The following is a 13747-nucleotide window of genomic DNA, read 5'->3' as shown; positions in this document are numbered from 1 at the left end:
ATTGCGTTCAACTCCGCGCCGTGCCATATAGGAATCAGCGTTCCCAGAAGTGGGACTAACATGCAGAATCGCTTGGGCCAAGGACTTTTGCTCCGTCCTCCCATACGCAATTCCGGAGCATCAACCCTGGGCAGTAGCCTGGGCGGTAACGCTAGCGCCGAGAGAGCGGGAAGGTGTTGAAATGTCTGTTGATGTCGCCGCGCATTTGGTGCGCATTCATATCAACCGGGAGGCCCTCGAGTCGCCGAACCCCACCACCGGCGAAGCGCTCTATGAGCTGGGCAAAATCCCCAAGCACGAGAAGCTGTTCCGCGAGGTCGGCGGCGACAAGGAAGACAAGCTGGTGCCGCGCGATGATGCCCATGTGCATCTGACGCAGGACGAGCACTTCTATAGCCAGAAAGTGTTCGCGATCTTCGTCAACACCGACGAGCACGACATCCACGAGAAGGAAATCACCTACGCCCGGGTGGTCGAGCTCTACCTGGGCGACGGCGGCAAGCCGTCCAATGAGTACCTGATCAAGTATTCCCACGGCCCCGCGGAGAACCCGAGCGGCACACTGCCCCCGGGCGGAAAGGTGAAGGTGAAAGATGGTATGCGCTTTAGGGTTGCCGGAACTGGCGAGTCATAATCCGTTCATCAAAGACCTCGACGAACTCGGCTATCATGTCGATTTCGTCGGCGGCTATCTCGTCATCTACGGCCTGCCGTACCTCGACCAGGACGCCGCGCTTCAGCACGGCGACTGGGCCTGTCCGGTCGATCTGAATGGCGCCGTCATCGACGTGCCAAAGCATCACCAAGTTTGGTGGCGCGGCAGCCGGCCGCATGATGGCAACAAGCGTCAGCTCCTGCTCGGCGGCGGGCCGGATCGCGTAACGGTAGCGCCGGATCTGGTCACCGATTGCTCCTTTTCTTTCAAGCTTCTGAATGACAACGGCGAGAAGCGCGAATACCTCTCGTTTGAGGAAAAGGCGCGGACGTACCTCGACGCCATCACCGGGCCGGCCATGACGGCTTTTCCCAGCGCAACGCCGCTGGGCGGCATCGCGGTCAAGGCCGCCGCGCAGGGCAGCCCGCTTCGCTTCCCGGATACCATGTCAGCTCGTTACCATATCAACGACATCTCAGCCCTGCTTCGTGGCAAGAGGGCCGCTATCATCGGCCTCGGCGGCACCGGTGCCTACATCCTCGATTTCATCGCGCGAACGCATCTGGAGAAAATTGCGCTGTTCGACGACGACAAGGTCCATGTCCACACGATCTTCCGGTTTCCGGGGTTCATTCCGGGAGCTATCGGTAAACTCAAGGTCGACGCGCTGGCGCAGCAGTATGGGCAATGGCACGCCGGCATCGACCCTGTCCCCGAGCGCATCACGCTGGAGAATGTCGAGCGCCTCGCCACATTCGATTTCGTCTTTGTCTCGGTCGATGACGGTCCGGCCCGCGCGCTCATTGTCGAATGGTTGAGCGCGCGAGGCATCCCCTACGTTGATTGCGGGATGGGCCTTAACCGTTCAACTATCGGCCTCAGCGGCTTTGTTCGCATCACCGGTACCGACCGCAGAGCCTTCGAGACCAACGTGAATTCCGCTTATCTGCCGACCGAGAACGCCAAGGAGGACGAATACCGCAAACAAGGTCAGATTACCGAGCTCAACGCGTTCAACGCCATCATGGCCGTCATCAGGTTCAAGCAGCACTTCCTGCTTCTTGAACGCCTGGATGATGCCACCAGCTACGTCCTTGATACGGCGATGCTTGAAATCGACTCGAAAGGACGGTCCGAGTGAGATTCACCTATCAGGCCGTCGAGCGGATCCCCAAGCAACTCAGCGAAGGCGTTGTGTATCACAGCCCGGAGTTCCAGGTTGCCGCCCTGCTATGCGCTTGCGGCTGCGGGCACCGGGTGATGTTGCTGGTGCCTGATAGCCATCAAGTCTCGTCCGTATGCGGCATGGCAAGCGTCAATCCATCGATCGCTGTCTGCGACGCGCCATGCAAGGCACATTATTTTATCACCGCTGGCGAAGTCGAATGGTTGCCCGCCTTCTCGCCCGCCATGGCCTCGTCCGTCATGCGCAACCAGATTGCGCGTCACGCGACCGTTGACGCCAAGCGACGGCCGTGGACCACACGCCTGTGGGCTGCTATAGCACGCGCATTCAACAAGCTCAGAGATTTGCTCGGCGTATGAATGACGAGCGGATTGCGCACCGCAACTCGCTAAGCGGATCGCACCTCGGCGGCTGCAACGTTGGTTTCTCCTATATCTCCAGTGAAGAAGCTGCCGCCGACGACCTCGGCGATCTGACAAACAGGCTTGCGATCTCGCGTGTCGGGAGCTGGTATGCATCACTGACGCTACGATGATGGCGCAGTAAGCCGTGGGCCCGAGATCGAATTCACCTCTCGTTGACCACGCAACCATATGATAATTATTGAATTATCTCTGAGTTCTTGATTTGTTCATGTCATTTGCTAGGCTGGCTTTTGAAAATTTGGCCCACAAATGTTGGCTCCTCAAACTAGTGGACTTCGTCTCGGTGGATTCGACGCCGCCATAGGGGGTGGCTAGGGTTGGATGATGAACCTGCTTGCACGAATGAATGACGGACCCGCCGTACGGTCGATTTCGCCGCGCAGGGAACTCGGAGCGTACGAGGCGCTATGGCTTGAGAAGGGCGCGACCTTCAAAACGATCGCAGAGAAGTTCGCTTCCGATCCGACTGCCGTCCCATCCGATTTCGTTCCGGGTGCTGTAGCTGACGCTCGCGCTGCGGAGGTTCTGGCAGCACTTAAGAAGGCTGGCATCTCCAGGTTTGGCACCCGGCTGAATCTTACTGGGAATTATCCTTCGAAGCTCCGAGACGCGAGGCATCCCGTAGAGATGCTGTATTTCCAAGGCGCTTGGGAACTCGTCGAGACCCGGTGTGTCGCCATCGTAGGCAGCCGCAATGCGAGCGAAGAGGGGAAACTGCGTGCGGGTAAGCTCTCACGTGCATTGGTCGAACGCGGCTTCACCGTCGTGTCGGGACTAGCGACCGGTATCGACACCGCAGCTCATACAGCCGCGATCGAGGCGAAGGGCCACACCATTGCGGTGATCGGCACGCCGATCGGAATCTATTACCCGAAGGAAAACCAGGCTCTCCAACGCAAGATCGCGGAGCAGCATCTGCTCATTTCGCAAGTGCCGGTGCTGCGATACGCTAGTCAGTACGTGCCGCAGAACAAGCTGTTCTTTCCCGAGCGGAATGTCACGATGAGCGCGCTCACGGAGGGGACGGTTATCGTGGAGGCCAGCGACACGAGCGGGACGCTCACGCAGGCTCGTGCCGCACTTCAGCAGGGCCGCAAGCTGTTCATCCTCGATTCTTGCTTCAAGCGGGATGACATCACCTGGCCGGCGAGCTTCGAGAAGCGGGGCGCGATCCGTGTCCGCGGCCTCGCCGATATCTGGGGCGTATTAGGTGATGGCACGCCTGCTTCAGCAAATTGACGAGACAAACCGGCGGGACCACTGGTACCTCGACGAGAGTGACGACTGTCATTATCTCTATGAGTATACGGCAGGTAAGGGCTGGCGAGGCGGCGATACCAACCAACTGATCCACAATCTTCAGAAGAAGCACGGCGATGGCGGCTACCATTACAAGGCGCCAGCGATCGCAAGATGTGCTCGTGACTTGTCCGCGGTTCTGAGTGCGGAATGGCTGGACCAGGCCACGATTGTCCCCATTCCACCATCGAAGGCGAAGACCGACCCGGCTTACGATGATCGGATGGTTCAGGTATGCAGAGGAATCCGCGCTGCAACCCCGCCAGATGTTCGGGAGCTAGTCGAGCAGATCGCCTCCACTGACACGTTCAAGGGTGGCCAGAGGAAGTCGCCGGCCGAACTCAGACAAAACTACAGGATCGTCGAAAATCGGCTGCAAAACTTGCGGGGTATCGTCGGGATTTTCGACGATGTTCTCACGACCGGTTCCCATTTCAAGGCAATCAAGGAAATGATTTTGGAGCGCGCTCCACAAGCCCGCGTGATCGGCCTTTTCGTTGCCAGACGCGCGATTCCAAATCCGTTTGAAGAACTCTCCGAAGACGATCTGCTGAAGTTATAGTTGTTACTTCGCGGCGCCCCCTGAACCGGCGTGACGCTCCCGGCCTGATCGAACTGACGTGCCCATCCGGGTTGCGTACTGATAAGGAAAGGTCGCAAATGGAGTCAGTTGGCGATCTGATAAGGATTGGCTGCGAAAGGAGTCAGTTGCGGGACTGATAAGGTTTCTAACAAAGCCTTATCAGTCTCAGTGCACGTGGGCGCCCGTCAGCTTCATAATCAACCAACTAACGCATATCAGATGTTGGCCAAGCGGCGGATTTTGATTCGTTCGGCCACGCGTGAACATGAAGTTCGTTGGCTCGAAGGATGGTCCGAAGGATGATATTCGGGACCTGGACGACTTGGAGTTCGCCTGCAAAAACTAAGGCTTCAACGTGATGCGTCCCGATACGATGAGATGCGGCAGGCATTTGCCTGCAAATTTTTCGAAAAGTCCCGCGACGAATGGTGCCAGATCCTCGAAGGCAGCGACTCATGCTTCGCGCCCGTCTTGAGCGTCGCGGAGGCTGCCGGGCATCAGCAGTACGCCGCGCGCGCATTCTTTCGGTCGTGCAGCCGGGGCCGGTTCCGGCATTTTCGCTGACGGTGCCGCCGACACCTTCTCCAGCCCAGACCGATCCCTATGCCGATGCGGCGGAAGCCCTCGGCGGCTGGTTGCCTGCGGACCGGGTCAAACAATTTTACCGTTTGGCTTGAACCGCCTCGGCCCCATTCCCGGCGGGCTGAAACAATCTTTCAGATGGAGACGCTTCGCATGAATCTCGAAATCGCCGGTACCGCCATCGTCCCTGGCGCGGCGCGTGGCATCGGCGCGGCGATTGCTGAACGTTTCGCCGCCGAAGGGGCTTCGGTCGTCTTGGTTGATGTCAATGACGCAGAGTAACGGCCGAGCGGCTGCGTCGAAGTGGCGGCCGGGTCTTGGCGCTTGTCGCGGACGTGCTGGAGCAGTCGTCGATCGATGCGATGGTGTCCCATGCTACCGAGTCCTTTGGCGGCGTCGACACTCACCGCGAGGCGCGGCAGCTCTCAGAAGACTCGCGCCTATTCGCAAGCGCTCGGGCCGCACCTCAATTTTGGTGAACGGCACTCGTGCTCGCGCCAGTCACTTGCCGGTGAAGCGCGGTGCACGCCTTTCGACGAAATGGGCGACGCCCTCCTTGAAGTCTTCCGTTCCGCCGCAGATCGCAACTTCCCTGTTTGCGAGCTGCGTGGCCTCAGCCAAGGTTTGCCGGGGAGCTGCGGTCAGCTGCTGCTTGATGATACGCATGGACCGGGGTGAGCAGAGGTTGGCGAAATCGGATGCCGTCTGCTGCACGGTCTCGCGGAAGGTGTCCGCGGGCAGCATCCTGACCAGTCCAAGCCGATCGGCCTCCGCGGCCTCGATCACCCGCCCCGACAGCAGAAGGTCGGCGGCATTCATCGGTCCGATCAGCTGTCGTAACATCCAGGCGCTGCCGTGCTCAGCGATCAGTCCACGCCGGGAGAAGGACGTGGTCAGCTTCGCACCAGCGGCCATAAAGCGAAGATCGCAATACAGCGCGATGCAAAGACCGACGCCCGCGATCGCGCCATTGATGCCGGCGATAATCGGCTTCGGCACGGCGAGCAGGTAACTGTATCGCTGTCCCAGATCGTCGTCGCGCGAACGGGGAACGGCCGGTGCGGCGGCGGCCGCGTTTCCCGACGACGCGTCTGAGAGGCGGCCCATGTCGGCGCCGGCGCAGAAGCCCCGGCCCGCGCCGGTGATCACGATCGCGCGGACCTCGTCGTCTTCGGACGCGATCGCCATCAGGCGCCGCAGCTCGCTCTCCATGACAGGAGTCCACGCGTTCATCTTGTCCGGCCGGTCGAACGTGATCGTCGCGACGCGATCGGACACGTCGAACTTCATCTGATCGGCAGAAACCATGGTGACCTCCGTTAAGTAGCCTCCTAGCAAATACCGGAAACGCGCGGAACGGCTTTCGTTTCGGCGAAAAGTTTTCTATCTATGTGAAACGCAGAGAGGGGTGCCATGTCCAAAGAGGTTATCAAAACGGCCAAGCGGCTGTTCGAAATCTTGGAATATTTCGACGAAGTGCAGAGGCCATTGAGTCTCAAGGAGGTCGCGCTGCGCTTCGGCTACCCCGTCTCAAGCGCTTCTGCGGTGCTCAAGAGCATGGTGGTGCTTGGCTATGTCGACTTTGACCGATATTCGCGCACCTACATGCCGACCATGCGTATCGTGCAACTCGGAAACTGGGTGCAGAGCGCGCTATTCGGCGAACGCGGAATTTCCGCGTTGGTCAACCACCTCAACAAGGAAACGGAAGAGACCGTCAGCATCGCGACTCAAAGCGACCTGTACATGCAATATATCCATGTTCAGCCATCGCCGCGTGCGATTCAGTTCTTGGTGAGGCCCGGGACGATTCGGCCCCTCGCGCGTTCGGGCCTCGGATGGATGCTATTGAGCGCCCGTTCGGATGACATGATCGAGAAGCTTGTGCGCCGCATCAACTTCGAAGAAGAGGATCGGAAAAAGAAGATCGATTTGAAAGAGCTGATGCAGAAAGTCCGAAAGATCCGCAAGGAGGGCTACGTCGTTTCGCTTCATACCGTCACGCCTGGTGCTGGCGTCATCGGCATGTTGTTGCCCGAGCGACGCCACGGCCGGATCCTGGCAATCGGCGTCGGCGGGCCAGTCGATCGGCTTGTCTCCAAGCGAACGCAAATCCTGAGATCACTTCGCGAGGGCATCGACAAATTCGTCTCCCAGGAGGATCTCACGCCCGCGACGAAAGCTCGCAACTGAGGAAATCCATTTTCACATATCTGTAAATACGCACCCTTATCTGTAAAGCTCTGGCTTTCAGGTTCAGCCCGGCACATGCTCCAGCCCACCTCACGCCTTGAAGGCGCGGGGATACAAGATGGCTAAAAAAGGGTGGAGTCGTGCAAGAGAAGGTAGTCGATCTGAGAACCAGGGATGGGGTGATGAACACGTATGTGTTTCATCCGGATCGTCCAGGACCGTTCCCTGTCGTCATCTTCTATATGGACTCGGTCGGCCTCCGCGAGGAGCTGTCAGACATGTGCCGGCGTCTCGCAACGGTCGGCTACTACGTCATCATGCCCAACATGTATTACCGCATGGTCCGCTGCGTCGACCTTGACGCCAATCGGCTGTGGGATCCTGCTTGCGCGGATAAGCTCGAGCTGATGTGGAAGCTCAATCGCCACCTCACGAACACCATGGTGATGGAAGACACGCAGGCGATGTTCGACTTCCTCGCCAACGAGCCGGCGGCGCGGCAAGGCAAGACGGGATGCGTCGGTTATTGCATGAGCGGCCGCTACGTCTACTATGCGATGGGCATGTTTCCCGATCGCATGGCCGCCGGCGCCTCCGTCTACGGCGCGCGTCTCGTCACCGACCAACCGGATTCGGCTCATCTCGTCACCGACAAGATCAAGGGCGAGATATATTTTGCTCTGGCTGAGCATGATCATTACGCGCCGCCCGAGATGCTCGAGCAGGTGTCGCAGGCGATCAAGGCAACCGGCATCAACGGACGGATGGAATACTATCCGGAAGCCGAACACGGCTTCGCCTTTCCAACCCGTCGCCTTTACCACAAGGCGAGCACCGAGCGGCATTGGGAGCGTCTGTTCGATCTCTTTCAGCGCAACCTGAATTGAGCTCGAAGGCCCGAGACGAACATACATTCAAGAGAGCCGCGGCGGCGTCGCAGTGCGCCTCGCGATACAATCATGGGGGAAGAACGATTATGCATGCGGATCGACTAAGGAGCATCTTTTCGGTTGGGGCCATCGTTGCCAGCACCTTGCAGCTCGCTTACGCGCCCAACGCGATGGCAGCCGACCCGGTAAAGATCGGTCTTGCGCTGCCGCTGAGCGGCGCGGCAGCGACTTACGGCCAGGAGTTGCAGCGCGGCGCCGAGTATGCGGCGGACCTCATTAATCAACGCGGCGGTATTCTCGGGGGCCGGAAGATCGAACTAGTCTTCGAGGACGAAAAGGGCACGCCGCAGGGCGGGGTTGCAGCGGTGCAGAAGCTGATGTCCGTCGGTCGCGTGAAGGCGATTACCGGCGGCACGAACAGCTCGGTCGTGCTCGCGGAATCCTCCGTCACGAAGAAGCGCATTCTTCAGGTTAACGCGGCAGCACAGGCCGATGCCATCACCGATCAGGGCAGCCCTTGGCTATTCCAAATAAACAATACCGTTTCGCTGAATTCGGAAGCCTTCAATGCCTACATCGTCAAAACCTTGAAGCCCAAGACGGTGGCCTACATGGGCGAGAACTCTGAGTTTAATAAGACCGTTCTGGAGAAGCTGAAAGAAAGCCTCAAGTCAGCCGACATCGAACTGGTCAGCACATCGACCTACGATGCCGAGACCAATGACTTCACGTCTATCCTCACCAAGATAAAGGCGAGCAATCCCGACATGATTTACGTCGCCGATGCCTATCCGGCGCGTGCAGCTCAGCTCTGGAAACAGGTGCGACAAATCGGCGGCTTCAAGATTGAGGCGATGTCGCCGGGGGTGGTAACGGCGGGCATGATCAAGCCCTCTGAGGGGGCCATGAATGGCGTCATCACGGGTGAAATCTTCATGGCCTCCGATCCGGGGCATGATGGGAAGGAATTCGTGGAGAACTACCAAAAGAAATTCAACAGCCTGCCCGGCAAGGGCGATCTTGTGATCTTCGAAGCGATTAATCTGATCGCTTCTGCGATGGACAAAGCGGCCACCGATAGCGACTACGACAGGATCTCGAAGGTCATTCGTGAAGGCGCTTGGCAGAGCCCGCGTGGTCTGCTGAAGTTCGACGGAAAGGGAAGGGCACGCGCGCCGTACTTCTACATTCAGCGAGTCGAGAACGGGGAAGTCGTTCAGCTTGAGCGCGTCAGCGCGAATTGAGGACCGACCACTGATCAAAAAGTAGAAGGTGCGACGGCTTTGGAACTTTTGGCTCAAACCTTGGTCAACGGATTGGTGCTGGGCGCCGGCTATGCGGTCATCGCCGTCGGCCTAACCCTGATCTTTGGAATCGTCGGCATCGCAAACTTTGCCCATGGCGCGTTCTTCGCCATGGGCGGCTACGCCTGCTATTTGCTGGCGTCGCAAGGCCTTAACTATTTGGCCGCTGTACCGTTGGCCGTCCTGATCGTCGTGATCATCGGTGCGATCACCGAATGGATGGTCATCCGGCGCAGCCTCTACGGAAACTCGCATCACGGCTCATTGATCGTGACCTTCGCGCTCGGTCAGGCCGCGGTGGCCGGATTGATCCTGATCTTCGGGCCGGATCCGCTTGCTGTGCCGTCGCCGCTAGGCCAGAGCACGATGCGATTTTTCGGGATCTTCGTTACTTCGCAGCGCGTTTTCATCTTCGTCTGCTCAGTGCTCGTGCTCGGTGCCCTCGGCCTTTGGCTTCGCCTGAGTATTAGAGGTCAGCAGGTCGTCGCGGTCGCCCAGAACGCGCGCGGCGCGCTCTATTGCGGGATTGACGTACCCTGGATACGCACGCTGGCCTTTGTGCTCGGGGTCGCCGCGGCGGGTCTTGCCGGTGCGCTTCTGGCGCCGATCTCGACGATCTACCCAACCATGGGATACAGCGCCCTAATCGTCGGATTTACCGTCGTCATTCTGGGCGGCATGGGCAGTATTCCCGGCGCGATGCTGGGAGCGCTTCTGATCGGTGTCGCCAACGCGTTGTTTGAAACTTATGTCTCCGTCTCTTGGACGCCCGCGTTGGGCTGGGCGCTTGTCATCGCCACACTGCTGTTCCGTCCACAGGGACTGCTCGGTCAACTCCAGCAGCATCGGCACTAATATGGCGACCCACTTCGGCACCATGATTGACAGGAAACTGGTGGCTGTTTCGGACAAGAACAGGTCCGGACGCACCGCCCGGGAAGCCTCCTACGCCATTTGCTCTCTCTTCGTCATCGCGGTGTGCGGTTACACCTTCACCGACCCGTTTGTGGTAACGCTGGCAGGCTATACCTGCGCGTTCGCCCTGTTTGCCTTGAGCATCAACATCATCCTCGGTGGTGTCGGCGAAGTCCCGCTCGGCCAATGCTTGTTCTTCGGTCTCGGCGCTTATGGCGCGGCGATAGGGATGGGCAAACTGGGGCTACCTTTCGACGTCTCGGTGCTCATCGCGCTCGTCTTGTCCGTAGTGCTGGCCGCGATCATCGGCGTCATTACGCTGCGCTTGACCGGTGCGTATTTCTCGATCGTCTCGTGGGGGCTTACCGGCGTGGCTATGGTCGCGGCGACAAATCTCGACGAAATCACCGGAGGTCCGCTCGGTCTGTTCGGGTTCCCACCAATCGAGATCGGTCCACTTCAATTGTCGGATCCGCCAACCTACTTTGCGGTCACCGCCACCATTCTCCTGGTCGCGATCCTGTTCCTTGTAGCCCTGCGCCGGTCTCCCTTCGGCGCGGCGATGGACAGTGTGCGTCAGAATCCTCATCTCGCCCGCTCCGTGGGTGTCGATGTCGCGCGTGTCCGGCTGAAGGCATTCATGCTGAGCGCGCCGTTCGCTGCGTTGGCCGGCGCGCTAGCTGTTCCCTACACCCAGATCGTGACACCCGAGGTGTTCAGCGTCGCAAACACTGTTGACGGACTCTTGATGGTGCTGCTGGGCGGCGCTCAACTCGTGATCGGTCCCGTCATCGGTGCTGCAGTGTTCACGTTGATTCCTCAGGCGATGAACCTCGATCCGAACATAAGGATCCTGCTGTTTTCGTCGGTCATCATTCTGATCATGATGTTTGCCCCAGGGGGTCTGCATCAAGTGGGCGTCGCCCTGCGTGACCGGTTCGGAGGGAAGACAGATGACGATCGCAGTCGCTGAGCGTCCGGCCGTCTCGGCCCGGGATGTCGTCAAGCGGTATGGAGGCGTGACAGCCCTGAACGGCGTCAGCCTCGACGTTCAGGAAGGCGAGATTTTCGGCATCATCGGTCCGAATGGCGCGGGCAAGTCGACGTTGTTCGACATTCTCTGCGGTATTACAGTCCCGACTAGCGGATCGATCCGCATTATGGGCAGCGAGATCGCGGGGATGCCGCCGCATCACATCGCGCGCTCGGGTGTCGCCCGAACCTTCCAAAGGACGGCGGTGTTTGCCGAAAGCACGGTGCTTGAAAATCTCCTGTTCGGGCGCCATGCCAGCTTCCATCACGGGGTCTTGGGCCGAATCTTCGGCAGCAAAACCTTTGTCGGGGACCAGCAGGCCTTCCAAGCTCGCGTCGAGGAGGTGCTCAAGCTTATCGGCCTTGACGGAGAGCGGCACCGAAAGGCGGGCGTGCTCGCGTATGGCGTGCAGCGCCGGCTCGCTGTCGGCATCGCATTGATGACCGATCCGAAAATCATGTTTCTAGACGAGCCGGCCGCCGGCATGAACGGCCGCGAGACTGCCGACTTCATTGCACTGATCCGTGCGATCGCGCCGGGGCGGACCATCCTCATCGTGGAGCACGACATGAGCGTGATCCGGCAACTCTGCGGCCGTGCGCTCGTCGTCGTCGACGGCATGCCGGTCGTGGTAGACGCGCCGCATCAAGTTCTCAGTCATCCGGAGGTCGTGACCGCATATCTGGGGGCTGACGATGACGAGTGATGGGACGCTGCTGAGCGTCAAGGACGTATCGGCGGCTTACGGCAAGGTCGTTGCGCTTCGCGGCGTCTCGCTCTCCGTCAAGCGCGGCGAGATCGTTGCCATTCTCGGCGCCAACGGCGCCGGCAAGACGACGCTGTTGAACGCACTTTCCGGCGTCTTGCCGATCACGGCAGGGCGCATCGAGTTTGCCGAACAACGCATCGACGGGCGCAGGCCCTGGGAGCTCAGCCGCGCGGGGATCAGCCACGTGCCCGAGGGGCGCGAGATATTCCCGTCGATGACCGTCGAGGCGAACTTGAAGATCGTCGACGCGTTCGGCAGTGGCCCCGTGTTCTCGGTCGAGGACGTCCTGAACATGTTTCCGCGCCTGCGCGAGCGCTTCGGGCAGGCCGCCGGCAACTTAAGCGGCGGCGAGCAGCAGATGCTAGCGATCGGTCGCGGTCTGATGGCGCGGCCGCGGCTTATTTTGTTCGACGAGCCGTCGCTCGGCTTGTCGCCGTTCTTCTCAAAATTCGTGCTCGGCGCGATTGGCGCGCTGCGGGCCAAGGGCCTCTCGGCCCTTCTGGTCGAACAGAATATGCGTGCGGCGCTTAAGATTGCCGATCGCGCCTACGTGCTGAGGGTGGGCTCGATCGTCCGCGAGGGATCGGCCTGCGAGATCGCCGACGCGCCCGACATCCAGGAAGCCTATCTCGGCGCTTAGCAGAGATAACTTATTGCAAAGAAATCTGAGAAGGACACATGCAGGGTCGACGCAATCTTCCGCTCGATGGCCTTACAGTCATCGATCTTGGTCAGGTCTATCAAGGGCCGTACGCAACTTACCTGATGGCCAAAGCCGGGGCCAAAGTGGTCAAGATCGAGCCGCTTGCCGGCGAGCCAGTTCGTCAGCGCGACAGCGTCAGCCGCGGCTCGGGCGCGCCGTTTGCGATGCTGAACGGCCACAAGAAGTGCATCACGCTCGATCTGAAATCGGCCAAGGGCAAGGAAATTCTTAAGCGTCTAGCCGAGGGCGCCGACGTTCTGCTTGAAAACTACGCGCCCGGCGTGATGGATCGTCTCGGCATCGGCTGGTCGGTACTCCACGAGCTCAATCCCCGGCTGGTCTACGCCTCTGGATCCGGCTACGGGCTGTCGGGTCCGGACAAGGACAATCTGGCGATGGACGTGACCGTTCAGGCCGTGTCGGGGCTGATGAGCGTCACGGGTTTTCCAGATAGCCCGCCGGTGAAGGCCGGTCCCGCGCTGGTCGACTTCATGAGCGGCATTCACCTCTATGCCGGCGTGATGACCGCATTATACGAGCGGCAGATCACGGGCGTCGGGCGGTTAGTGGAAGTGGCGATGCAGGAAGCCGTATTTCCCGCGCTCGCGTCCAACCTTGGCTATATGTACGACATCGGCAGGGCGCCGCCGCGCACCGGCAATCGCCACGGCGGTTTGTCCGCTGCGCCCTACAATGTCTATCCGGCGAGCGACGGCTACATCGCGATCATCGCAACCAACGAAAAGCATTGGGCCGCCCTGCTGCAAGCCATCGGGCGTACCGAGCTCGCCGACGATCCGCGTTTTCGGGACAAGGTTGCGCGCGTTCGCAACATGGACGAAACCGACCAGCTGATCGCGGACTGGAGCTCAAAGATCACCCGCGAGGAGGCCTGCGCGGCGCTGGCGAACTTCAAGGTTCCCTCCGCGCCGGTGCGCGACCTGGAAGAGGTCTGCAACGACCGGCATATGCATGCGCGCGGGATGCTGGAATGGCTCGAGCATCCGCAGTTTGGACGCATCGTGATTCCGGACAGTCCGATCCGCATCCACGGTGCCGACAGGTTGCCCGCTGCGGTCTCCTCGAGATTGGGTGCGAACACCGACGAGGTACTGTCGTCCATGCTCGACATGTCGGAGCCCGAAATCGCAACGCTCCGAACCGAGGGCGTGATTGGCCCGCGCCCTTCATCCACTTAACGAGAAAAGGA

General features: G+C 59.9%; 16 protein-coding genes. 15 read left to right on the top strand and 1 reads right to left on the bottom strand.

What is annotated here, in order from left to right:
* The first annotated feature begins 181 nt into the window (after positions 1-181).
* From EAV90_RS02540 to EAV90_RS40010, 7 genes are all read left to right on the top strand, one after another.
* Positions 182-634, top strand: a complete 453-nt coding sequence (locus EAV90_RS02540) for a multiubiquitin domain-containing protein (protein ID WP_129142515.1) — start codon at positions 182-184, stop codon at positions 632-634.
* Complete coding sequence (locus EAV90_RS02535) at positions 612-1796, top strand: ThiF family adenylyltransferase (protein WP_164936741.1); 1185 nt, start codon at positions 612-614, stop codon at positions 1794-1796. Before EAV90_RS02540 ends, EAV90_RS02535 begins: the two co-directional genes overlap by 23 nt.
* Entirely contained in the window at positions 1793-2200 is a 408-nt protein-coding gene (locus EAV90_RS02530; RefSeq protein ID WP_129142513.1) for a ubiquitination-like system serine protease family protein, read from the top strand. Before EAV90_RS02535 ends, EAV90_RS02530 begins: the two co-directional genes overlap by 4 nt.
* Before the next feature lie 390 nt (positions 2201-2590).
* Positions 2591-3505 (top strand): DNA-processing protein DprA, encoded by a 915-nt coding sequence (locus EAV90_RS02525; protein ID WP_129142543.1) that lies wholly within the window; start codon positions 2591-2593, stop codon positions 3503-3505.
* A complete protein-coding gene (locus EAV90_RS02520; RefSeq protein ID WP_129142512.1) occupies positions 3480-4127 on the top strand; it encodes a hypothetical protein in 648 nt (215 codons plus the stop codon). Before EAV90_RS02525 ends, EAV90_RS02520 begins: the two co-directional genes overlap by 26 nt.
* A 399-nt stretch (positions 4128-4526) precedes the next feature.
* Positions 4527-4712: a CoA transferase gene (locus EAV90_RS02515; RefSeq protein WP_129142511.1), complete on the top strand. Its 186-nt coding sequence runs from the start codon at positions 4527-4529 to the stop codon at positions 4710-4712.
* Positions 4713-4883: 171 nt separating this feature from the next.
* Entirely contained in the window at positions 4884-5012 is a 129-nt protein-coding gene (locus tag EAV90_RS40010) for an SDR family NAD(P)-dependent oxidoreductase (protein WP_167506410.1), read from the top strand.
* Between the two features lie 219 nt (positions 5013-5231).
* Here EAV90_RS40010 and EAV90_RS02505 read toward each other — a convergent pair whose 3' ends face one another.
* A complete protein-coding gene (locus EAV90_RS02505) occupies positions 5232-6038 on the bottom strand; it encodes an enoyl-CoA hydratase-related protein (protein ID WP_129142510.1) in 807 nt (268 codons plus the stop codon).
* 105 nt (positions 6039-6143) lie between these two features.
* Between EAV90_RS02505 and EAV90_RS02500 the strand changes: the two genes are divergently transcribed.
* The 8 genes from EAV90_RS02500 (at position 6144) to EAV90_RS02465 (ending at position 13736) form a co-directional block, all read left to right on the top strand.
* Positions 6144-6923 (top strand): IclR family transcriptional regulator, encoded by a 780-nt coding sequence (locus tag EAV90_RS02500; RefSeq protein ID WP_129142509.1) that lies wholly within the window; start codon positions 6144-6146, stop codon positions 6921-6923.
* A gap of 182 nt (positions 6924-7105) precedes the next feature.
* Positions 7106-7810 (top strand): dienelactone hydrolase family protein, encoded by a 705-nt coding sequence (locus EAV90_RS02495; protein WP_245509441.1) that lies wholly within the window; start codon positions 7106-7108, stop codon positions 7808-7810.
* 89 nt (positions 7811-7899) lie between these two features.
* Positions 7900-9057: an ABC transporter substrate-binding protein gene (locus EAV90_RS02490; protein WP_129142507.1), complete on the top strand. Its 1158-nt coding sequence runs from the start codon at positions 7900-7902 to the stop codon at positions 9055-9057.
* A 39-nt stretch (positions 9058-9096) separates the two neighbouring features.
* A complete protein-coding gene (locus EAV90_RS02485; RefSeq protein ID WP_129142506.1) occupies positions 9097-9972 on the top strand; it encodes a branched-chain amino acid ABC transporter permease in 876 nt (291 codons plus the stop codon).
* A gap of 1 nt (position 9973) precedes the next feature.
* Positions 9974-11005: a branched-chain amino acid ABC transporter permease gene (locus EAV90_RS02480; RefSeq protein WP_129142505.1), complete on the top strand. Its 1032-nt coding sequence runs from the start codon at positions 9974-9976 to the stop codon at positions 11003-11005.
* Positions 10986-11771, top strand: a complete 786-nt coding sequence (locus tag EAV90_RS02475) for an ABC transporter ATP-binding protein (RefSeq protein WP_245509440.1) — start codon at positions 10986-10988, stop codon at positions 11769-11771. Before EAV90_RS02480 ends, EAV90_RS02475 begins: the two co-directional genes overlap by 20 nt.
* Positions 11761-12474: an ABC transporter ATP-binding protein gene (locus tag EAV90_RS02470; RefSeq protein WP_129142504.1), complete on the top strand. Its 714-nt coding sequence runs from the start codon at positions 11761-11763 to the stop codon at positions 12472-12474. The genes EAV90_RS02475 and EAV90_RS02470 overlap by 11 nt, the downstream gene beginning before the upstream one ends.
* Before the next feature lie 38 nt (positions 12475-12512).
* A complete protein-coding gene (locus EAV90_RS02465) occupies positions 12513-13736 on the top strand; it encodes a CaiB/BaiF CoA transferase family protein (protein WP_129142503.1) in 1224 nt (407 codons plus the stop codon).
* Positions 13737-13747 lie beyond the last annotated feature (11 nt).

Origin of the sequence: Bradyrhizobium vignae, assembly GCF_004114425.1 — a bacterium.
Classification (GTDB): domain Bacteria; phylum Pseudomonadota; class Alphaproteobacteria; order Rhizobiales; family Xanthobacteraceae; genus Bradyrhizobium; species Bradyrhizobium vignae.
Note: the sequence above shows the minus strand (reverse complement) of the source record. Positions and strands in the feature narration are given on the sequence as shown.